At 64.9% G+C, this 22,143-nt stretch carries 19 protein-coding genes; 6 read left to right on the top strand and 13 right to left on the bottom strand.

Annotation, left to right across the window (positions count from 1 at the left end; genetic code table 11):
• The first annotated feature begins 125 nt into the window (after positions 1–125).
• The 4 genes from K323_RS0121200 (at position 126) to K323_RS27800 (ending at position 5,527) form a co-directional block, all read left to right on the top strand.
• Complete coding sequence (locus K323_RS0121200; RefSeq protein WP_022887272.1) at positions 126–1,367, top strand: flavin-dependent oxidoreductase; 1,242 nt, start codon at positions 126–128, stop codon at positions 1,365–1,367.
• Positions 1,368–1,428: 61 nt separating this feature from the next.
• Positions 1,429–2,862 carry an aldehyde dehydrogenase family protein gene (locus K323_RS28575; RefSeq protein WP_022887271.1) on the top strand — a complete coding sequence of 478 codons (1,434 nt, stop codon included), beginning with the start codon at positions 1,429–1,431 and terminating at the stop codon, positions 2,860–2,862.
• The gene (locus K323_RS29155; RefSeq protein WP_022887270.1) at positions 2,862–4,556 is read left to right on the top strand and encodes a thiamine pyrophosphate-binding protein; all 1,695 of its coding nucleotides are present in this window, start codon (positions 2,862–2,864) and stop codon (positions 4,554–4,556) included. Before K323_RS28575 ends, K323_RS29155 begins: the two co-directional genes overlap by 1 nt.
• A 2-nt stretch (positions 4,557–4,558) precedes the next feature.
• Positions 4,559–5,527 carry a malate dehydrogenase gene (locus tag K323_RS27800; protein ID WP_051147472.1) on the top strand — a complete coding sequence of 323 codons (969 nt, stop codon included), beginning with the start codon at positions 4,559–4,561 and terminating at the stop codon, positions 5,525–5,527.
• Here the strand turns inward: K323_RS27800 and K323_RS0121185 are convergent.
• From K323_RS0121185 to K323_RS0121160, 6 genes are read right to left on the bottom strand one after another with little or no spacing between them, the layout of a single operon-like run.
• Positions 5,505–6,920 carry an amidase gene (locus tag K323_RS0121185; RefSeq protein ID WP_157509532.1) on the bottom strand — a complete coding sequence of 472 codons (1,416 nt, stop codon included), beginning with the start codon at positions 6,918–6,920 and terminating at the stop codon, positions 5,505–5,507. The two genes, K323_RS27800 and K323_RS0121185, sit on opposite strands and share 23 nt — an antisense overlap.
• Positions 6,917–7,129, bottom strand: coding sequence for a hypothetical protein (locus K323_RS0121180; RefSeq protein ID WP_022887267.1), 213 nt, complete (start codon positions 7,127–7,129; stop codon positions 6,917–6,919). Before K323_RS0121180 ends, K323_RS0121185 begins: the two co-directional genes overlap by 4 nt.
• Before the next feature lie 7 nt (positions 7,130–7,136).
• Positions 7,137–7,943, bottom strand: a complete 807-nt coding sequence (locus K323_RS0121175; protein ID WP_022887266.1) for an ABC transporter ATP-binding protein — start codon at positions 7,941–7,943, stop codon at positions 7,137–7,139.
• A 37-nt stretch (positions 7,944–7,980) separates the two neighbouring features.
• Positions 7,981–8,763 (bottom strand): ABC transporter permease, encoded by a 783-nt coding sequence (locus K323_RS0121170; protein ID WP_022887265.1) that lies wholly within the window; start codon positions 8,761–8,763, stop codon positions 7,981–7,983.
• Positions 8,760–9,545 carry an ABC transporter permease gene (locus K323_RS0121165; RefSeq protein WP_022887264.1) on the bottom strand — a complete coding sequence of 262 codons (786 nt, stop codon included), beginning with the start codon at positions 9,543–9,545 and terminating at the stop codon, positions 8,760–8,762. Before K323_RS0121165 ends, K323_RS0121170 begins: the two co-directional genes overlap by 4 nt.
• 57 nt (positions 9,546–9,602) lie before the next feature.
• On the bottom strand, positions 9,603–10,598 hold the full coding sequence (locus K323_RS0121160; RefSeq protein WP_022887263.1) for an ABC transporter substrate-binding protein: 996 nt from the start codon (positions 10,596–10,598) through the stop codon (positions 9,603–9,605).
• A 330-nt stretch (positions 10,599–10,928) separates the two neighbouring features.
• Here K323_RS0121160 and K323_RS0121155 point away from each other — a divergent pair, with 330 nt between their 5' ends.
• Both K323_RS0121155 and K323_RS0121150 read left to right on the top strand, forming a co-directional pair.
• Positions 10,929–11,876, top strand: a complete 948-nt coding sequence (locus K323_RS0121155; RefSeq protein ID WP_022887262.1) for a zinc-dependent alcohol dehydrogenase — start codon at positions 10,929–10,931, stop codon at positions 11,874–11,876.
• Positions 11,873–13,549: an FAD-dependent oxidoreductase gene (locus K323_RS0121150; RefSeq protein WP_022887261.1), complete on the top strand. Its 1,677-nt coding sequence runs from the start codon at positions 11,873–11,875 to the stop codon at positions 13,547–13,549. Before K323_RS0121155 ends, K323_RS0121150 begins: the two co-directional genes overlap by 4 nt.
• Before the next feature lie 36 nt (positions 13,550–13,585).
• Here the strand turns inward: K323_RS0121150 and K323_RS0121145 are convergent, their stop codons facing one another.
• The 7 genes from K323_RS0121145 to K323_RS27790 all read right to left on the bottom strand — a co-directional run bounded on the left by K323_RS0121145 (position 13,586) and on the right by K323_RS27790 (position 21,989).
• Entirely contained in the window at positions 13,586–15,019 is a 1,434-nt protein-coding gene (locus K323_RS0121145) for an amidase family protein (RefSeq protein ID WP_026851951.1), read from the bottom strand.
• Positions 15,020–15,033: 14 nt separating this feature from the next.
• Entirely contained in the window at positions 15,034–16,029 is a 996-nt protein-coding gene (locus K323_RS0121140) for an ABC transporter substrate-binding protein (RefSeq protein WP_022887259.1), read from the bottom strand.
• 1,119 nt (positions 16,030–17,148) lie between these two features.
• Entirely contained in the window at positions 17,149–17,922 is a 774-nt protein-coding gene (locus K323_RS0121130) for an SDR family NAD(P)-dependent oxidoreductase (protein WP_033373830.1), read from the bottom strand.
• Entirely contained in the window at positions 17,922–18,707 is a 786-nt protein-coding gene (locus tag K323_RS0121125; protein ID WP_022887256.1) for an SDR family NAD(P)-dependent oxidoreductase, read from the bottom strand. Before K323_RS0121125 ends, K323_RS0121130 begins: the two co-directional genes overlap by 1 nt.
• On the bottom strand, positions 18,704–20,083 hold the full coding sequence (locus K323_RS27795; RefSeq protein ID WP_084697572.1) for an MFS transporter: 1,380 nt from the start codon (positions 20,081–20,083) through the stop codon (positions 18,704–18,706). Before K323_RS27795 ends, K323_RS0121125 begins: the two co-directional genes overlap by 4 nt.
• Before the next feature lie 33 nt (positions 20,084–20,116).
• Entirely contained in the window at positions 20,117–20,995 is an 879-nt protein-coding gene (locus K323_RS0121115) for a polysaccharide deacetylase family protein (RefSeq protein ID WP_022887254.1), read from the bottom strand.
• Between the two features lie 37 nt (positions 20,996–21,032).
• Positions 21,033–21,989, bottom strand: a complete 957-nt coding sequence (locus K323_RS27790; protein ID WP_022887253.1) for an asparaginase — start codon at positions 21,987–21,989, stop codon at positions 21,033–21,035.
• Positions 21,990–22,143: the final 154 nt, after the last annotated feature.

Genomic DNA, 22,143 nt, shown 5'->3' with positions numbered 1-22,143 from the left:
TAGTGTTGCATACGCGGACTGGGCGCCCGATGGTCCATTACCTTCTGGGGACACCCGTTTGGACAGTATTGGATTTCTGGTAGCACCGATCGGGTAACACCAAATACGCACGGTCGGGAGTCGCATTGGAAGACGTAGCTATTATTGGAGCTGGCATTGGAGGGCTAACCCTGGCGCTGGAGTTACACCGCGTCGGCAAGACCTGCAAGGTGTACGAAGCCGTCCCCAGCGTCGCTCCGTTAGGTGTCGGCGTGAACCTGCTCCCGCATGCTTCCAAGGTGCTGGCCAACCTTGGCCTCGAGGACGCGCTGACGGCGACTTCAGTGCTGACGGAAGAGTCTGCATTCTTCAATCGTTTCGGCCAACTCATCTACAGTGAGCCGGCCGGGCGGTATGCCGGATACGCGTTCCCGCAGTACTCGGTCCACCGGGGTGACCTACAGTTGATGTTGCTCGAGGCCGTACGAGAACGACTTGGTCCTCATTCCGTAGTGACCGACCACCGCGCAACGGGCGTCCGCTCCTTGAGTGATCGCATCCTGGTCCAGATGGAGAACTTCGCCGGAACACAAAAGTACTCGGAGGTTCAGGCTAGAGTGGCGATCGGCTGTGACGGCATACACTCTGCCCTCCGGCGACAGTTCTACCCGGACGAGGCCGAAGCCCGCTACTCGGGCATCATGATGTGGCGCGGCGTGACAGTGCACGATCGCTTCCTCACAGGTGCCAGCATGGTTCGAATCGGATCGCTGGCAACCGGGAAGGTGGTCGCCTATCCATTGAACCCGAGACTCGAAGACGCGCCAGACAAGCAACTCATCAACTGGGTCGCGGAGATCGAGGTTCCCGAGGCCGACCAATCCACCGGCGCAGACTCACGAAGCTACCTCGCTGAGGTCTTCAAAGACTGGACCTTCGACTGGCTCGATGTGCCAGGTCTCATCCGCGGTGCGGACACAATTCTTCGGTATCCGATGATCGATCGCGATCCAGTAGACCGATGGACATTCGATCGCGCAACACTTCTCGGAGACGCCGCCCACCCGATGGTTCCCCGCGGGTCGAACGGCGCCGGCCAGGCGATCATCGACGCTCATGTTCTCGCCGAGAAACTTGTCAGCGAAGACGACCCCTCGCGGGCCCTCGCGGAATACGAGCAGGAACGCTTGCCGGCGACGAACCAGATCGTTCATGCCAACCGCACATTCCCTCCGGATCTGATCCTGCAAGAGACGCTGGAGCGCACGAACGACCAACCCTTCGATGACGTAACGGACATCTTCACCGAAGAGGAACTGCGCTCGATCACTCGTCGATATCAGGACGTGGCAGGATTCTCACTTACTGCCCTCGAAGGTGAGGAATGATGGAGACACCGATGCTCATTGGCGGCGTGCGCCGACTCGACGTCGGAGACAGGTGCAATCCGTGAGCGCGCACCCATCCGACAGCGATGCCAAACGCACGATCCGTAATCCTGCGCGGCTGATCGACGTGGTTGGCGAGCTGCCTCTCACGAGTACCGAGCAAGTGCTATGCGCTGTGGAAACGGCGGAGAATGCCTTCTCGGGTTGGTCGGCCGGAGAAGCGGCGGATCGGGCAGGTTTCCTCAGCCGTGCGGCTGATGCGGTGGACGCCGAGCATGGTGACTGGGCGACCCTCCTCACCCGCGAGCACGGCAAGACGCTGCGCGAGGCTGGGGCGGAGATCGGCAACGCCGCCGGAGTACTCCGCTACTACGCCGGGCTCGCGGAGCAGTACGAGCAGGAGCTCGAGCTCAACGACCACCTTGGACGCCGAATCCAGCGCCGTCACCCGTTCGGCGTCGCCGCCGTCATCGTGCCTTGGAACTACCCCGTGATCCTCGCGCTGCTCATGACCGCCCCGGCTCTGCTCGCGGGCAACACGGTCATCGTCAAGCTCCCCGACCATGCGGCGCTCGCCGTACGCGGAATCCTGGGCCGGCTGGCGGATCTGCTGCCCCCGGGCGTCCTGCAGATTGTTGCGGGCGACGCCAGCGGCGTCGGCAGCGTGCTCACTGCCCACCCGCGGATCCGCAAGGTCCTGTTCACCGGCAGCACCGACACCGGCCGGGTCATCATGCGCGACGCCAGCGCGAACCTGAAGAGCCTGAGCCTCGAACTCGGCGGCAACGACCCGGCGATCGTGCTCGAGGACGCTCGCCTCGACGACGGCATGATCACTGAACTGGTGCGCGGTGCGTTCTCGGCGAGCGGGCAGGTGTGCTACGCGCCCAAGCGGATATACGTTCATCGCTCCCGCTTCGATGAGTTCGTCGACGGCTACCTCTCCGTCGCCGATGAACTCGTCGTCGGCGACGGATTGGAGGCCGACGTTACGATGGGCCCAGTGAACAACGATGCGCAGTTCCGCCACGTCCGCTCGTTGATCCGGGGCAGCGCTGATGGCGGGGGAACGGTGCGCACTGTGGGTCGGATGCATTCTGGTTCAAGCGAGCGTGATGGCTTCTTCATACTGCCGACAGTGGTGACCGGTCTCGGCCAAAGCGCCGACCTCGTGCAGAAGGAGCAGTTCGGACCGGCCATCCCGATCCTGCCCTTCGAGTCGGAGGCGGACGCCGTGCGGATGGCCAATGACTCAGAGTACGGACTCGCGGCGTCGGTATGGTCTGCCGACTCCGATCACGCCTTCGGCCTTGCGCGCCGGATCGAGGCCGGAACAATCTTCGTGAACATCCACCGGGTGGGTGCGTCCGACGTCTCGATGCCGTTCGGCGGGTTCAAGCAGAGCGGCCTCGGGCGCGGCCATGGCTTCGTGGGGCTGGAAGAATGCAGCGAGTCGCAGTTGGTGGTAGAGCGCTCGGACCTGAGGGGGCTTTGATGAGCACGGACGGAACGGTCATTGACATGGAATCCGGAGCGGCGGAGCTCGTACATCTCCTCGAGGCGTGGGGCGTGCGGCACATCTTCACGTGCCCAGGCAGCACGGAGGCCGCGTTCCTCAAGGCAGCGAGCGCCAGCGAAGACATCGAGCTGATCCTCACGACGCACGAAGCCATCGCCGTCTCCATGGCCGACGGGCGTTCGCGCGTGGCCGGAGGCCCGTCCATCGCATACCTGCACGCCAACGTCGGGCTGACCAACGGGCTGAGCCACCTGTTCGCGGCCAAGCTCGCCCACAGCCCCGTGGTCGTGCTCAATGGTCTCAAGTCGACGGCGATTCAGAATCGTGGCGGATTCACGACCGCGGAACACATGCGCGACTTCGTGCGCCAGTACGTCAAGTCCGACTGGCAGGTGCTGTCGCCGACGGCCGTACTCGAGGACGTGAACCGCGCCCTGAAGATCTCGACGACGGAGCCGCAGGGCCCCACGTGGGTCGGCCTATCCCAGGACCTGCTGGAGGCCCCGGTCCCGCGTGCTCGCCCGGACGCGGAGCGCAGCCGAGTTCCGGGCCGCACCCGGCCCTCGCGGCAGCTGATCGAGGAAGCTGCTCGCGTCCTGTCCGCCGGTACTCGCGTGTTGATCGTTGCGGGTGCTGAGGCGCGCACTCCCGAAGATGTCGAAGAACTCCGGACTCTCGCCGAGATCCTCGATGCCGCGGTCGTCGAGGAGGATCGCCGCACCGCCGAACGTCTGGTGTTCCCCACCGGCCACCGGTCATACGCCGGGCGGTACTCCATCGGCCGTCAGAGCGTGAGTAGCGCCGACGTGGTGTTCCTGGTCGGCGCCCGCTCCTTCATCGAGTTCGAGCCGGTCGCGAACCCGGACCTCCCTGCCAACGCCACATTCATCCACCTCTACCCCGACCCGGCCGAGCTCGGCAAGCTGTACGGGACCGACATCCCGCTGGCCGGCACCGTGGCCGAGACGCTGCACGAACTCAACGAGATCCTCCGTGCTTCGGGCCAGACGCCGGCACGAAGCACCGCGCACCTGGAGGCGGCCGTCGAGGAGAACGACCGTCTAACGGCGACCACCCTCGAGCGGCCACCTTCGACCACCGCTGACGCCGGGAAGACGCTCTCCGTGCGCGAAGTGATGCACTCCCTGCCCGGAACAATTCCCTCCGGAGTCACTGTGATCGCCGACGCGATCACGTCGAACGGACTGGTGTTCCTCGCCGCGGAACAGATGGAGGACGTGCAGGTGCTCGCCTCCGCCTCGGGCTCCCTCGGCTGGGGCCTGGGAGCGGCCCTGGGCGCGCAGCTCGGCGATCCGAATCGGCGCGTCCTGGCCGTGCTCGGTGATGGCGGCTTCCAGTTCGGACTCCCCGGCCTCTGGACGGCCGCCCGGTACGACATTCCCACGATCTTCCTGGTGATCAACAATCAGTCCTACGCGGCAGTCGGTGCCGCCGTGCGGCGGTTCGCTGGAACCCTCACGGACGATGAGCGAGCGAGTTTCGTCGACCTCAGCGGAGCAGATCTTGCGGCGATCGCGAACGGATTCGGCATCCCCGGCGTGCGCGCGCGTACCCTCTCCGAACTCGGCGAAGCGCTGCGCGAGGCGTTCGAGCGGAGCGGCCCCAGCGTCATCGAAGTCATGACCGATCCCGTCGACCTCGGGCCGTGACCATGAGCGATCCGGCGAAGAGACCACCGGTGCGCGTCGCGGTGTTCGGCGCAGCAGGCGGCATCGGCTCCAGCATTGCTTTCAATCTATGCATGCGGCTACCCGGTGCCGAAATTGTGCTCGTGGACACGAACACCGCCATGGCCGAGAGCCACGCCATGGACCTGCTGGATGTGCTTGCACTCGGTGAGGCGCCAACGGTGCGGTTGGGCACTGCCGCGGATGCGGTCGATGCAGACGTGGTCGTGATCAGCGCCGGGGTCGCCCTGCACTCCATGCCGTCCCGGGCGGAGTTCCTCGACGCGAATGCCGCAATCGTCGCAGAGGTGGCCGATCCGCTCGCCGCAGCCGGGTGGCGGGGATCGATGCTGATCATGACAAACCCCGTTGACGCTCTCGTCACGTGGGTGCAGCGACGGACCGGCATCGACCGCTACCGCATCATCGGATACACCCTGAACGACACCCTACGTCTGCGCACCGCGATCGCGTCCCAGCTCGAGGTGCATCCAGCTACCGTCGACGCGTGGGTGCTCGGCGAGCACGGCGGCACACACCTGCCGGTCTTCAGCCGCGTCATGGTCGAGGGCCGGCCTGTCGAGCTCGACGCCGCACAGCGCGAAGCCGCCCGGGACTACGTCGACGGCTGGTTCGCCCGGCATGCGCGTCTCGACGTTCGCAGATCGTCCGCCTGGACCTCGGGCGCGGGCGGCGCCGAGCTCGTCGATGCCATGGTGTCGGGGCAGTCCTCCCCGTTGCCGGGGTCGATCGTACTCGATGGTGAATACGGGATCAGCGGAGCGGCCGTCAGCGTGCCTCTCGTCTTCGATCCTGCCGGTGACGCGAGGGTCATCGAGTGGACTCTCTCCGCCGAAGAGTCCTCAGCGCTCAGCGACGCGGCGCGTCGGGTGGGAGCGACCGCGGAACAGGTCGGCTCCGGCCTGCCCGTCAGCGAATGGCGCCTGGGCTGACCGGCGCGAGCGCTCCGACGAAGTCCGTGGCTCGCTCGTAGGTGCGGCCCACTCGCAGCACGAGCGCCTCCTCGAACGGCCGCCCGGTCAGTTGCAAGGACAGCGGCAGCCCAGCCTCCGACCGGCCGATCGGCAGAGCGAGGCTCGGGAAGCCGCTGACGTTCGCGGCCGCCGTGAGCCGGATGACCGCATTCCGCATCGGCTCCTCGCCGGCGGGCCCCCAATCCTGGAACGGGTGGCCTGCCCGCCCACCCGCCATGGGCAAGGTGGGTGACACGAGCAGATCGATATCGCGGAAGAGCTCGTGCCAGGCGGAGAGCACGGCGGTGCGCACCCGCTGGGCGCGGACGTACTCGGTGGCGAAGACAAACTGCCCGGCCTCGAGCACCTGCCGCACGTCTGCCCCGATGAGGTCCCCTTCCGACTGCAGGAGCTCTCGGTAGTAGGAACTGGCCTCGGGGAGCACGATGGATCGGTGGATCGGGAGCATGGCGTCGGCGAACGGCACCTCCACCAGCTCGACATGAGCACCAGCGCCCTGCAGCACCTCGACGGCGCGTACGCAGGCGTCGAGCACTTCCTGATCGGCCGGGCTCGCGAAGGAGGGGCTAGCCACGCCGATCCACACGCCATCGATACCGCGGTCGAGGGTGGCTGCGGAGGAGGGAACCGCCACCCGCAGCGAGCCGGGGTCCAGAGGATCGTAGCCAGCGATCGCGTCGAGCACGAGAGCGCTGTCAAGCACGTTCCGGGTGATGGCGCCTGCGGTGTCCATGGACCACGACAGCGGTGTGATGCCGGTGCGTGAGACGAGGCCGGCTGTGGGCTTGAGGCCGACGGCCCCACAGGCCGCGGCCGGGATTCGAATCGATCCGGCCGTGTCCGTGCCGGTGGCCACGAGACATTGGCCGCTCGCGACCGCCGCAGCAGACCCGCCACTGGAGCCTCCGGCGATGTACTCGCCGTCCCAGGGGTTGCGAACGGTCGGGGTGATGCCGCCTAGGGCGAACTCGTGCGTGTTGGTCTTGCCCACGAGGATCATGCCGGCCTCCTCCAGTCGCCGAACGACGGTCGCGGTCGCCGCGGCGGGTGCGTCGGAGGTGGCGAGCGAGCCGCTGCGTGTGGCGAGGCCCTCGACGTCGTAGAGGTCCTTCACGCCCAACGGGATGCCGTGGAGGGGTCCGCGATAATGGCCGGCGAGGATCTCCGCCTCGGCTGTCTTCGCCTGACGGCGAGCGTCCTCGGCCGTCACCAGGGCGAAGGCGTTCACCTGCTGCTGAGTCTCCTCGATCCGCTCGAGCGCCGACTCCACAACCTCGACGGGTGAGAGCGCGCGCGTGGCGATGAGCTCCGACACCTCGGCGAGGGGGAGCTCCCATGGCCGCACCGTCATCGCCATCGTGGGTCGAAGCCGACGGCCGGCGGCGTGGAGCCGAGCGGTACGCCGTCGAGTCGCCCGATCACCGAGCGCAGGCCGCGCAGAGTCTCCAGGACGGCCGGGAGTCGGTCTTCGGCAAGAGGGAAGGCGGCGTCCGCGGCCATCGTGCGGAGCCCAGCTGCGTTCAGTTCGTGCTCCGCCTCGTGCGCCGGGGTTGTCGGCATCACCGGCCTACCGGGTCACCAGCCCGAGCAGCCTCGTGCGTAACGAGGCGAACTCGGGGTCGTTGCGAGTGGCGGCCTGCTCGCGCGGGTTCGTGAGAGGAACCGTCACGAGCTCTCGCACCGTGCTCGGGGAGGTGGAGAGCACGACGATGCGATCGGCGAGATAGACGGCTTCGTCGATGTCGTGGGTGATCAGCACGACCGTGACGTCGAACTCGTCCCGCACTCGGAGGATCATGTCCTCGAGCTCGAAGCGGGTCTGCGCGTCCACCGAGGCGAACGGCTCGTCCATCAGCAACAGGTCGGGACGGTGGGCGAGGGCGCGGGCGATCGCCACGCGTTGCTGCATGCCACCCGAGAGCTGCCATGGGTAGCGCCGTTCCGAGCCGGCCAGGCCGACCGCCTCGATCACCTCCTGGGCGCGCTTCGCGCGCTCGACGCGTGGCACTTTCTTGACGCGCAGAGGCAGCTCGACGTTCTTGTTGACCCGGAGCCAGGGGAACAAGGATCGGCTGTAGTCCTGGAAGACGATGGACACGCGGTCGGGAACCGAGCGCACCGCTGCACCCTCGAAGAGCGCTTCACCCTCGGTCGCCGGCATGAGTCCGGAGAGGATCCGCAGCAGTGTCGTCTTGCCGCCGCCGCTTGGGCCGACGATGCAGACGAACTCGCCCTTAGCCACTTCAAAGCTCACGTCCTCGACCGCGGTCTTCGCCTCGGAACCCTTGCCGTAGACCTTCTTGATGTTTCTCGCCTGGAGTACCGGCACGGCCGCTTGAGCAGCCGGTGCCTCCCGCTCTGTGTTCGTGTCCACGGTGTCTTCCGATCGGGTTTGGTTTAGGCTCATCCGTTCACCTCGCGTTGTTCATCAGGGTCGATTGGTAGTGCCATTTGAGAACTCGTCTCTCGCCGAGCACAAACAGGATGTTCAGCAGGCTGCCCACGATCGCAAGCACCAGAATGCCCGTCCACATGTTCGTGACCGCGAAGGTTTGCTGCGACAGGAGGATGAAGTACCCGATCCCCTCCGTGGACGCAACCATCTCGCTCACGACCATGAGCACGATGCCAAAGGCAAGGGCGGTGCGCATCCCGGCGGCGATTTGCGGAGACGCCGCCGGAAGCACCACGATGCGAAGCTTCTGCAACACGCTGAGGTTCAGCGTCTTGGCGACGTCGAGTTTGATGTCGTCGGTGGCGCGCATGCCGTCGAGCGTGTTGAGCAGCACGGGCCAGAGGCAGGAGAGGAAGACGATCGCGACTTTCATCGTCATGCCGAGGCCGAAGGCCAGCATGAAGACCGGCAGAAGCGCCGGCGCTGGCAGCACGTAAAGGAAGTAGACCACCGGATGCGCCGCAACGGCTGCCCGGCGGAACCTCCAGAGCACTGACCCTAGCCCGATGCCGACGACGACTGCAAGCACGTAGCCGATGGCGAGGTTGAAGAGGCTCGGCACCAGGTCGTTCACCGCGTGATCGAAGATCCACAGCCGACCGGTTTCGGAGAGGATGGTCGACAGCGGCGGAAAGAACGTCGAGGTCGACGAGGCGGAGGCGATCCACCACCACGTGATGAGCAGAACGGGCAGCCAGAGGTAGCTCGCGACAAACAGGATGCGGCGCGGGATCGTCATGCTGCCACCTCGATGCTCCGGTAGGTGGTGTGCCAGGCAAGGAGCCGACGCTCGACGGCGCCGATGATTCCGGTCAGGAGCATCCCGACCAAGCCCGTCGTGAGGATCAACGCGTACATCGTCGGTAGCGCCGTCCCGCCAGACAGGGCCGCGTTCGAGATCTCGACACCGAGACCACTGCCTCCGGCGACGAGCTCGATGACGATCGTGATCACCAGGGCCATCGCCGCCGCGACCCGTACTCCTGTCGCGATGAACGGCGAGGCGGAGGGAAGCACGACCGAGAAGAACGTTCGCACCGGGCCCACGCCGATCGACCGCGCCGAATCGCGGATCATCGGGTCGATCGACCGGACCCCGTACAGGGTCTGCACAAGCAGCGGCCAGGTCACCGCGAACGCGACCAGGGTCATGCGCATCGAAGGCCCGGTCCCGAGGACGAGGATGCCGAGCGGCAGCACAGCGATGATCGGGATGGTCTTGAAGAACTCGACCGGCGCCGCGATACTCCGCTCCATCCAGACATTCAGGCCGGCGAGGATGCCGAGGGTGATGCCGACGACGCTGCCGATGACAAGACTCACGAACCACGTCTGCAGGGTGTCCCCGATGGCGCCCCAGTAGTTGGGGTCGCCAAGTTCGCCGAACAGGGCTTGGATCGTTGCCGGGAGCGTGGGGATCGATGTCTGATCGGGTACGGCTCCGAACACGAGCCAGATGAGCAGGAGGATCCCGACGCCCGTCCACTTGAGTGGGGTGTCACCGAATTTCCGGCGGAGCATCAGGAGCCTCCTCGCTCGAGGGTTGTCATTCTGGTTCGTCTCAGTGATACGTCGGGCTTACGGCGTGTACTTATAGTCGTCCACAGAGAGTTCCTCCTCGACCCAGCCGTACTTGAGCATCAACTCCTGAACGTACTCGATATCCTCGGGAGCGATTCCCGGTTTCCAGATCGCGCCCGTCACAGTGCCCTTCGCGGCCTCGTCCGAGATGTCGAGGATCTGCGGGAGCGTTGCGAGTGCCTCGTCCACGTGCTCCTGCGCGTAGGTGAGCGTCTCGTCGTGCGCGGCGATGAACTTCGCGACCGTCTCGGGGTTCTTCTCGATGTACGCTTCGCTCGCGGCGTAGCACTTCGTCGTCCGCTCGCTCATCAGGTTGCCGGGGGCCTCGCTCCATCCGAGGCTCTTGAAGCCCTTTTCCATCAATGGACTGGTGAAGGGCTCCGTGATGATGCCTGCGTCGACCTGCTTGCCCGTCAGGGCACCTTCGACCTGCGGGAAGGGGAGCTGCACGAATTCGACCGTACTCGGGTCTCCGCCCGCTCTTGCAATGAGGTCCGTGGCAACGAGGTGGTTGAGCGACCCAAGAGCCAGCACGCCGACCTTCTTGCCCTCCAGGTCCGCCGCAGAGGTGATGGGGCTGTCGGGGGCGACGACGAGGCCATTGTTCTGGATCTCGGGCGACGAGTCGCCGACGCCGTCCGCGGAAGCGAGGCATTTGATTCCGACGCCCTGCTGCACGGCGGAGACGAGCGTGATGATGGTGGTGAATCCGATGTCGAGCTCACCGTTGGTGAGTCCTGCGATGATGGCGGCCGGCGACACTGCCACCTCGCCCTTCACGTTCAGGCCGTGGTCCTCGTAGATGCCGTCCTGGATGCCCAGGAGCGTGGGTGCGATTCCCGCGAATGCCACGTAGGCCATCCGCACGTCGACGTTCCCTCCTGCTGCGCCCTCTTCGTCTCTGCCTGAGCCGGCGTCCTGAGCACACCCGGCGAGCATGAGCGCGGTTACGGCTGCTGCGGCGACGAGCACCGTTGCTCGTGGCTTCTTCATACGTTCTCCTCAGTTCCTCTTCGGTTTTTCCTTGGACATGGTGCAGGCATTCTGGTCCGCGCTTGCTGAGCCTGGGTCATCCTCGGGTCTAGCGTCGGCGGGGTGCTCCTCAGAGCGGTGACGAGAAACTAACACCCGCGTTCGACGCTCGTCGTGGGGAATGTCATCCTTCCTCTCTGCGGAATAAGTCGGCCAAACCTCGGCCTTGCGTGGCTTATCCATCGAGAGTGATTTCACGGACCCGATTGCCATGGGCCGCGCTCAGGAGCATCGATCGAGGGCGAGCCGGCGCATTCGGCATGAGCCGTGAGATCATCGAGAGGACACGAGATGTGGACACTGCAGCAAGACGGGCCCGGCGCGTTCCGGAAGATCGTCATTGATCCTCCCCGGGGCTCGGACCTGCGTGATGGGGAAGTCCTCGTGAGCTTCCTGGCCGGATCGATCTGCGGGAGTGACATCCCCAAGTTCCTCGGCCACATCGATCCATTCAATCAGGAGAGCGGCAGGTCGGGCTCACCCCTGCATGAGCTCGTCGGCACCGTCGTCGAGAGCAGGTCCGACGACCTGGCTCCCGGCACTCGTGTAGTCGGACGCCTCGCGAGCGGGCGCGGCCTAGCCGAGCTCGTCACCTGCCCCGCCGACAACATGATCCCGGTGGACGGCCGGCTCGGCGACACCACCGCAACAATCGTCCAGCCTCTGGCGACCGTCTTCAGCGCGCTCGACCGCATCCCCGACCTCGCATCCAAGCGGATAGCGGTCATCGGGCTCGGCCCGCTCGGTCTGCTGTTCACCCACGTGCTGAGGAGCCTCGGCGCTCGAAACGTCACTGGCATAGATCGCGTCGACCGTTCCGATTGCGCGGAACCGTTCGGCATTAACGAGGTGGTGGCCGACGACGCCACGCGCTGGGCGGCCGGGCTCGGCGAGCGCACATTCGACCTCGTCATCGACGTGGTCGGCCACAGCCAAGAGGTGATCGCGGCAGCCGTTGACGCCTTAGCGCCCCATGGGCACATGCTCGTCTACGGGCTACCCGATGCGCAGTACGTTTTCCCGATCCGCCCGTTCTTCCGAAAGAACGCGACGATGCACGGATCGCACACGGACGACTGGCGCCCCTACCTGCACCGGGGACAGGCCTACCTCCTTGAGCATTCTCGGCTTCCCGACGACTACATCACCCATATCTTCCCCATCGATGACGCTCAAGAGGCGTACCGTCTCTATTCCCTCCCGGCGGTTGGACGCCTGAAAGTGAGCCTGACCAGATGACCGCGAAACAGTGGAACCGTGACGGCATGACGCGGGATGCGGACGTCATCATCATCGGGGCGGGACCAGTCGGATTGACTGCGGCCATGGACCTCGATTCGCGCGGGGTCTCCGTGATCGTCGTCGAGTCCCGACCGTACTTGCAACCACCCAGCGTCAAGAGCAACCACGTGGCCGCACGCACGATGGAGCGCTTCCGCACGCTCGGCATGGCGCAGAAGGTACGCCAGGCCGGTCTGCCGGACGACTACCCGAACGATGTCGCGTTCCGCACGGTTCTCACGGGAACCGAGATCGCCCGGATCCACATTCCCGCGCGACAGGACCGATACACGTCCGATCTCGGGCCGGACACCGGCTGGTCGACCCCTGAACCACCGCATCGAATCAACCAGACCTTTCTGGAACCGATCCTCGTCGAGCATGTGGCGGGGCTGCCGAACGTGACCTTGCTGAACGAGACCACGTTCCTCAGCTACCACGACAGCGCGGACGGAGTCACGGTTCTGGTGAGCGGCGACCCCGATGGACAGGAACGCACGCTCTCCGCCCGGTTCCTGATCGGGGCGGACGGCGGACGTTCGGCCGTGCGCAAGCAGATGGGCGCCTCCCTCTCCGGCGACCCGGTGCTCCAGCACGTGCAGTCGACCTGCATCGAGGCGCCCGGGCTTCCCGAGGCGATGCCCGGCGAGCCCGCCTGGGGTTACTACACCTACAATCCGCGACGCAACGGACACGTCTACGCGATCGACGGACACGCGACTTTCCTCATCCACAACCATCTCTCCGACGAGGAGGCCGAGAACGGCACCGTCGATCGCGACTGGTCCATCCGGACCATCCTCGGAGTCGATGACGAGTTCGAGTACCGGATTCTCTCGGAGGAGGACTGGGTGGCGCGCCGGCTCGTGGCCGACCGGCTCCGTGCGGGCAACGTCTTCATCTGTGGCGACGCAGCGCACCTGTGGGTACCATATGCCGGCTACGGAATGAACGCCGGGATCGCCGACGCGTTTAACCTGGGCTGGGTGCTCGGGGCATACCTCCAAGGCTGGGGCGGGGAGGGCATCCTCGATGCCTACGAGGCCGAACGTCTTCCGATCACGGCTCAGGTGTCCAAGTTCGCCATGGAGCACCAGCGACGGACGGCTCGCTTCGCGGTCCCGCCCGAAATCGAAGACGACACGGATGCTGGGGAGGCTGCACGCCAAGCGGTCGGCAAGCTCGCCTACGAGGTGAACGTCAGGCAGTTCGCGGCCGAGGGCCTCAACTTCGGGTACTCCTACGACGGCTCACCCCTCATCGCATATGACGGCGAGTCGGCCCCGGCCTACACGATGTCCGAGTACACACCTTCTACGACCCCAGGCTGCCGGGCGCCGCACTTATGGCTCGAGCCGGGGGTCTCTCTGTACGACAGGTTCGGAAGCGGATACACGCTCTTGCGGTTCGATCCCGTGATCGACATCGAGCCTCTGATGGGTGCCGCCGGGCGGGCGGGGATGCCACTGGCTGTCATCGACGTCGACCGCTCCTCCGCCCCCTCCGCCTATCACAACGGTTTGGTGCTGTGCCGCCAGGATCAGCACGTCGCGTGGCGAGGTGATGTGGTGCCGGCCGACAGCGTGGCGCTCGTGCGCATCCTCTCGGGAACGGTGACTCGGACGCTCTGAGGAACAAGCCCGGCCCGGCTCACGGTCAGGCAGCGCTCAGGGCCGACCGGAGCTCACAAGCGGAGCTGGCTGGAACCCGCCGAGTGTCTGCTCGACGAGGCCGGCGAACTGTATGCCGAGCGCATCCGCGCCGTGCGGGGCGACGACCTGCAGGCCGCAGGGCAGGCCAGACTGCGTGAGACCGAACGGAACCACGGTGCTCGGAAGATAGGCCACCCCAGGCCACAGAGCCCAGTAGAGGGGTTCGTGTCGGACACCGGGTTGTGCCGACGGAGAGGGGGCGAAACGATCGGGCCGGTGATCGTGGGCAGGAGCCGCCGACGCAGACGTCGGGCACAACAGCAGGTCGTAGTCGCGGAAGAACGCGGTCCAGACGGCACGTTCCCGCTCCCGCTCGTTGTGCAGCTCCCACCACTCCCGATACGAGAGGTCGTGGCCTCGTGCCTCGAATGCTGGGCGATCGCGAGCCCCGGCCCGGAACCGCTCGAGGTCGGCGGCGATGTCGGCCGCCCGAGGCGCGACGGGCTTGGCAGCGCCGGTCGCGGCGCGGAGGAGAAGCATGTGGAGGTCAATCGTCCGTTCCGCGTCCAGGTCGGGCCGGGCGTCGAACTCGACGGTCAGGCCGGCGTCCTTCAGAAGGTCGATGCCCGTTCGCAGCTGTTCGGTGAGTTCGGGGTCCTGCCTGAGGAAGGGGCTCTCGAGCACGACGGCGACCCTGAAGTTGGCGAGTGTCCTGCCGCCGGACGTTCGCCGGTAGGTATCGCCGGCCAGGATGCCCATCGCGAGATCCAGGTCGGGAGCCGTCCGAGCCATCGGGCCCACAACCTGGATGTCGAGATCCGCGTGAGTTCCTGGCAGTCCGTGCCCGTCGCTCGGAACCATCCCGTACGTCGGCTTGTGACTGAAGACACCGCAGTAGTGTGCGGGGTTGCGTAACGACCCGGCGATGTCGGATCCCAGTTCGAGCGAGGTCATCCCCGAGGCGAGCGCCGCCGCGCTCCCTCCGGACGAGCCTCCCGCGACTCGATCGAGCGCCCAGGGATTGTTGGTCGTCCCATAGACATCGTTGAAGGATTGCGCGTCGGCCAGGTGCAATGGGACATTGGTCTTTCCATACACGATCGCGCCTGCAGCCTGCAGCCGCTGGACGGGCACGGCCGTCGTCTCAGGGAAGTTCCCCGTGAAGGCCGGGTCGCCGACAGTCGTCGGCGTGCCGACCCAGTCGAAGCTCTCCTTGACGGTCATGGGGATGCCGTGAAGCGGGCCACGGATGCGGCCGTCGCTGAGCTCCTGGTCCGCCTGCCTTGCCTGGTCGAATGCCTGCTCGATCTGCGTCACCACCACGGCGTTGACCAGATCGTTGTACCGGTCGTACGCCGCAAGGCTTTCCTGCAGGAGCTCGACGGACGAGATGTGTCGATCCCGCAGCATCCGCGCCAACGCGGTGGTGCTCTCGAAGGAGACCCCCATGCTCCCTTGCTGCGTCACTCGGTGTCGCCCGGCGAGTACACGTAGTCCTTCACGGAACGGGTCTCATCGACCCAGCCGAACTCGACCATCTTGTCCTGCAGGTACTCGACGTCGGCAGGCGCGATTCCCGGCTGGAAGATGAGGCCCGTCTCGGTTGCCAGCGCGGCTTCGGGGGAGAGGTCGAGGATCTGCGGAAGCATCGCGAGCGCCTCGTCCAGATGATCCTGCGCGTAGGTGAGGGCCTCATCCTGTGCGGCGATGAAGTGCTTGACGACCTCCGGGTTGGCCGCGATGAATTGGTCACTGGCCGCGAAGCACTTCGTCGTGCGCTCGCTCGTCAGGCCGCCCGGCGCGTCAGCCGAGCCGAGCATCCGGAATTTTTTGTCGAGGAGGGGGAGTGTGAAGGGCTCGGTGGTGATCGCCGCGTCTACCTGGTGGCCGACGAGCGCATCTCCTGTCTGCGGCAGAGGAAGCTGAACGAACTCGACCGTCGAGGGGTCCCCGCCCGCCTGGGCGATCAGATCCATCGCGATGAGGTGGTTCAGCGAGCCAAGGGCGATCACGCCGATGCGCTTTCCCTCGAGCTCGGCTGCCGAAGTTACCGCACTGTCGGGGGCGACGAGCAGGGCGTTGCTGATGTCGGCGGGGGGCGCCGTAGCTCCGATGCCATCGGCGGAGGCGATGCACTTGATCGGCACCCCCTCCTGAACGGCCGAGATGAGGGTCGGGATCGTGGTGAACCCGATCTGAAGCTCGCCGTTGACCAATCCTGAGAGAATCGCAGCGGGCGAGGCCGCGATCGATCCCTCTACGTTCAGCCCGTGACGCTCGTAGGTGCTGTTATCGATCGCGAGCAGAGTGGGTGCGATGCCGCTGAAGGCCACATACGACATCTTCACATCGGTTGTGCCGCTCTCGTCCTCAGCCGCAGGCCCCGGCTCAGCCGCGCAAGCGCTCAGGGAGAGGGTCGCAGCGATGACGACAGTCAGGATTCGGATGGACCGATTCATTGTCTCTTCCTTTGGAGTGCGGCTACCTCCTGCGCACGCAGGCAATCAGGAGATCGACTGACACTGAGCCGGATGACGCAGGGTCTTGAGGCAGACCATACAGCCGCGCTCGATACTCGCCCGCCGAGGTGGGGGGGATTCCTCAGCGCGGAAAACCGGCCTGCCGCGAGGTCAGGCGATGACCAAGCGGAAGCCGGCTGAGGCATGAGAAACTCGATCAGCAAGGCAGACCTTTCGACCATAGCAGCGGCGCCAATCGGTCTGCCAGGTCATACGACTTGGACGCAGACAGCGGGCGACGGGCATTCACTGCCGCAAAGCAAATCCTCTTGCCAAGCCTCTGCGATACAAGAGCTGCCTCCGCGGGGAGCAGCTTCAGACGATCAACGGCCGCCTTGTTGCTCCGATACTGCAAGGCGATGAACCGGCCCCTTGTAGCGTTGTCGGACCTGATATAGCTCGGCAACGACATAAACAGCTAGGGTCCCAATGGTTCGTATTCAAGGTGATTCGTGCTAAATGCGAGTTTGCGGAACGGCTCCGACACCCCGGGCAATCGGGGGCGAGCACCAATTCCTCTTTCGGTGGCAACGGATGCTCAAGAAGCGCGACCGGGTGGGTCGCCGCAAACCAGAGCAAGCAGTCGACGAGCTCGGACGGGGTCAGCGCTCCCGGGTCGGGGAACGATGGGACGCCGGTGAGTCTTGGCGCCAGCGGCTGTCCGGGCGCTATAAGAGTAGTGGTCGCGGCTTCGGTCACGATAGCGCTGCGAGGGCCGTCCTCGAGGATTCCCGACATACCCGAATCCACGGTCGGGGCGTCCACGTTCAGAAGGATTTGAGCAGCCGCAGCCGGCATCCCTGCAACACACACCGCGCCCACTACGGCAAACGCCGCATCCTCGATCGAGGCGCACACTGTCTGCTTGCCCGTTGCGCCAGTGACAACCCACGAGTCGCCAAATACGCCGACCCGAAAATTTGGGGCGCAGCGCGAGGAGAGCTCGCGTGTAACCTGCGCTTTGATGCCCCGAAGGGTGACGTGAGCACTTAGGGGTGAGATCACACTACCTCCGGGGCATCCTCCGCACATATGTATTTCCTCCAGCCTGGGCCGCAGTTATGGCATCACGTCGCCGCTGTTGGGGCCGAGCGTCTGACCCGTGTATAGGTTGCCGCCGGGGTCGCTCGCGAGCAGCAGCGCGGTTGGCGCAATTTCGTAGGCGTAGCCGAAGCGGCCAATGGGCAGCTCGGCCTGCTTGGCGGCCTTCCAATCCTCAGAGAGACCGTCAATGAGCGGCGTGAAGATGGGCCCAGGGGCGATTACGTTGGCAAGCACGCCGTGTGGAGCGAGCTCGAGTGCGAGCGACTTGGTAAATCCGATGACGCCCGCCTTTGCCGCGGCGTAGTGCGTGAGCCCAACCCCGCCCTTGAGCCCGAGCTGCGAAGCGATGTTGATGATCCGGCCACCAACTCCAGAAGCAACCATCACGGGCGCCGCCCATCGGCAGGCGGTGAAGATTCCCTTGAGGTCAACCTCGATCGTGCGGTCGAAGGTCTCCTCGGACATTTCGAGCAGGGGCGTCTGGTCCAGGATGCCCGCGCTGTTGACGAGGATGTTGATACCGCCGTGTGTGGCGACCACCGTATCCATGACCTGGCGAACCGACTCGGAATTGGTCACGTCGACGGCGTGAGCCGAGGCGATTGCACCTTCCTGCTCGCAAAGAGCGACGCTTTCGGCGAGGCGCTCAACTGAGAGATCGAGCAGGGCAATGGTGGCACCCTCGGCGGCGTAGAGCGAGGCGATAGCCTGGCCAATGCCGCTCGCGGCACCGGTGATTACGGCGACCTTCCCGGCGAGCTGACGCATTCCCGCGTTCGAGACTGTCATCAGCTTGGCCACCGAATCGTGAGGCCGCCGTCGACGATGATCTCTTGGCCGGTGATGTAGGCGGAGTCGTCGCTCGTAAGGAAGCGGAGCACGCGCGCCGCCTCGTCCACATTGCCAACTCGGCCCAGTGGGATACCAGCGTTCGCTGCATCCAGCCCCTCTCTGCCAAGCGAGTTCTTGGCGTCGAGCGACTGCGGGCTCTCGATGAGGCCAGGAATGACCGTGTTCACACGGATGCCCTTTGGCGCGAGTTCAACGGCAAGCGAGCGGCATAGCCCCAGCAGGCCCGATTTGGCAGCCGCGTAGTGAGAGTGCTCCTCCCAGCCATAGACGCCGCCCGCGATCGATGAGGTGGCGACCATGGCGCCGCCCTCGGTCATGCGAGCCGAGCAAGACCGGAAGACGCGCATGACGCCCGAGAGATCAACATCTATCATGTCGCCCCACGCTTTGTCGGTCATGTCGGCGAGGGAGTTGCGGCGAAGAATGCCCGCCGCGGCAACCGCAATGTCCAGCCTTCCGAAGGCATCAACAGCAGCCTGGGCGAGGGCCTCGGTCTGCTCGTAGTCGCGCACGTCGACAGGAACCGTAAGGCAGCGGCCACCAACGGCAGCAACCAGCTCCTGCGTCTGGGTCTTCGAGTGCGGGTCGCCAGCAAAGTAGCCGATCACGCTGTGTGCGTCGGCTCTGGCGTATGCCACAGCGAGAGCTTGGCCGATGCCGCTCGCGCCGCCGGAGATGACGGCTACTTTGCCCGCAAGATTATCGTCACGTCGGATACTCATGCTGCTGCGTACTCCTTTGCCTTCTTGTGGTCGCCCAACCGATTGGTCGTGCGGGTACCGAGCATGCTCAGGCCGGCGAGGAAGAGGCCGAGCGAGCCGGTGAAGAACGCGGCCCACATCATGTCTACATCCGCGAGTAGCAGCGCCCCGAGGAAGAACGATCCGGCGATGCCGCCGACGGGAGCCATAACGTGTGCAACGTTGGTGCCCATGCCGCGAACGTGGGCTGGAAATGATTCACCCATGTGGAAGAGCAGCGCAGCGAAGGGTCCGGTGAGGAAGAACAGGGTGATCGCGTACAACGTAATAACAAATGTTGCGTCGCTCGGGCCGAAGAGCATGACCGTCGACGAAACTCCGCCGAGCACCCAACCGAGCGTGACCGTGAGCTTGCGGCCGAGGCGGTCGCCAACCCAGCCGTGCACGAGGTAGCCGAGGAACGCAACTGCGTTTGCAATCACAAGGATGAGCAGGGCATTGTCGAATGAAACGGCCTTGGCCTCAACGAGCACCGTGGTGCCAAGCACCGAGAAGACCTGGATGGCGACCCAGCTGAAGAACCAGGCGAGCGACAGGCAGATGGTGTTCATCCGCAGTTCCTTGGTGAAGACATCCTTGAGGCCGGTCTTGTACTGGCTAGCCACTTCCAGGTCGTGTTCGGCGGCGAGCGAGTTGGCGCCCTCGATGTCGTCGGCCGCGCGGCGGCGGCGAACTTCCTTCATGGCAGCAAAAGTAGGAGATTCCGGCAGCCGTGTGGCGACGGCAACAACGATGAGCGACAGCGCGGCGGCAAACACGAAGCTCCAACGCCATCCGATGATGGGTAGCAGGAGGGCCGAGAGGCCGGCCGACAGCAGTGCGCCTACTGGCCAGCCTGACTGCACGAGGCTGAACATGAAGCCGCGGCTCTTGGCCTTCTTGTATATCTCGTTGAGGTAGACCGCGTTCACAACCTCTTCGGAGATCGAGAAGCCTGAGAAGGCGCGAATGATTACCAGGCTCGCAGCACCCACAGCGGCACCAGTGAGGCCGGAGGCAACCGCGCCGCCGATCATGAGGAGGATAAGCGCGCGTTTGCGGCCGAGACGGTCAAGAATCGTGCCAACAACAAGCGACACGATGAATACGCCAACCGTGGCAAAGGTGTTGATCATGGTGGCTTGGCCGGCATCCCAGCCGAAGTCCGCGGCGATCACCGGGAGCAGGGTGCCGAACAGGGTGTAGTCGTACACGGAGGCGACCCATGCGATGAAGCAAACGATCGAAACCTGAGTGATGGTTTTTTTGGTGATGGGCACGTCCCAGGGCGCCGTTTGCCCCGTTGGAGGTGTGGATCGCTGGTTTTGGGCGTCTTTTATCGCGGAAGGTGTGGTCATGAGAAAAGTTCCTTTCAGTAGGGAGGCCGCGGCTTAGCGCGGGAACCTCTGGTCGAAATCGCGAGCGATGTCTTTCATGGTGGCGAATTCCACGCCATCATGGCTGCTCATGTGCTCGATCAGGCGTTCGATCATGAGGAGGTTCTGTGGGCGTCCTGAAACATCGGGGTGAATGGTGATCGGGAAAACGGCGTAGTCCATCTCGCGGTAGACCCAGTCGAACTGGTCCTTCCACATCTGCTCGATGTCGCGGGGGCTCACGAAGCCGTGGCTGTTGGCCGAGCCCTTGATGAACATCATGGGAGGCAGATCGTCGAGGTACCAGTTGGCGGGAATCTCGATGAGGTCAGTCTCCTCGCCGCGCACGAGGGGTTTCATCCAGTCGGCGGCCCGTGGAGCGTTGTAGTCGATCTTGGTCCAACTGTCGCCAACGCGCACGCGGTATGGCGTGAAGTCGTTGTGCATGAGTGAGTGGTCGTAGAGGAAGCCCCGCTCGAGCAGGATTTCGTTGGTGACGGTGGAAAACTCCCACCACGGGGCCACGTAGCCCTCGGGGCGAACGCCTGTTTTGCTCACAAATAGGTCGATGCAGTGGTCGAGCACCTCGGTCTCCTGCTCGCGGGTCATCGCGAGGGGGTTCTCGTGGCTGTAGCCGTGCACGCCAACCTCGTGGCCTGCGGCGACGGTTGCGTCGAACTGCTCGGGGAAGGTTTCGATCGAGTGGCCGGGCCAAAACCACGTGGTGGGCAGGTCGCGGTCGGTCATGAGCTTGAGTAGACGGGGAACCCCTACCTCGCCGGCGAAGAGACCGCGCGAGATATCACCGGGGGAATCTTCGCCGCCGTAGGAACCGAGCCAGCCCCCAACGGCGTCGACATCGATTCCGATACTGACATAAATCTTCTTTGACATGTTGCCTCCGAGTGTCGCGATGCGTTGCGTTTGTGGTTTAGCGATGCCGAGCGAAATGCTCGGCGAAGTCTGCTCCGGTATAGCCCTGCGAAACCAGTAGAGCAGTGAGAATTCGGGATTGGTAAGGGTTGAGATCGCCCGCAAGAATCGCCCCGGCGGCAACCAGGTCGATACCGCCGCCGTTCCCGTACATTGGCACGACGGGCCCCCAGGGCACGCGGGTTGAGAGCACGATGGGCTGAGGGGAGGCCTGAACCACCTCGGCGAAGCCGGGGCCGGCGTTGCCAACGCCTGTTCCGGAGATGACAACGGCGGCGGAGCGCTCGAGAGCCGCCGTGAGCAGCACCGGTTCGGCACCTGGGTAGGTGCTCACAATATCCACCACCGTCTCGTCGAATGCCTCGGACGGCAAGTCGAGGGGTACGCGATGGATGGTGGATGCGGTTTGCACCAGCCGCATGCCGGCGAAGTGAGCCACTTCGGTGCCGCCTCCGAAGGGCGACGCTGCAACGGTGTGGCTCTTGCGCGCTCCGCGTGCCGTGCGCACGGTACCGCTGAACGAGATAAGAGCCCCTAGTTCGCGCATATTTGGGTCCGCGGCAACGGCGATGGCTTCGGCGATATTGCCGGGACCATCGGGGGCGTCGTAGTCTGCTGTGCGCTGCGCGCCCGTGATCACAACCGGTTTTGGCGAGTTGTGCACAAGGTCGAGTAGGAAGGCGGTCTCTTCGAGCGTGTCAGTGCCATGGGTGACAACGATGCCGTCAACATCCGGGTCGTTGGCGGCCGCAGCCACGCCCCGCGCAATGAGGCGCAGGTGCTTGAGCGTGAGCTGGTAGCTGCCGAGGGTGAAGATATCGCGGTGGGAAACGGCGTGCTCGATGACAAGCCCTGAGATGAGCTCGGCCGCGCCTGCCTTGGCGACGGCGCCCGCTGCCCCATTTGAGGAGGACGCGATGGTTCCTCCGGTGCCAAGAACTTTAATGTGTGCCACTTCGCTGCTACTTCCATGTAGACAAGGCTTGCTTCCGGCTCCGCGATGCGGTGGGCCGCTATTGAGAAATTAAGCAAACGTATGCGGCAAACGTGTGCCGCAAACGTATGTGTTCGACGTAGCGTTGATACTATGGCAACGGACGTCGCTCACG

The organism is Glaciibacter superstes DSM 21135 (assembly GCF_000421145.1).
GTDB classification, from domain to species: Bacteria; Actinomycetota; Actinomycetes; order Actinomycetales; family Microbacteriaceae; genus Cryobacterium; species Cryobacterium superstes.
Note: the sequence above shows the minus strand (reverse complement) of the source record. Positions and strands in the feature narration are given on the sequence as shown.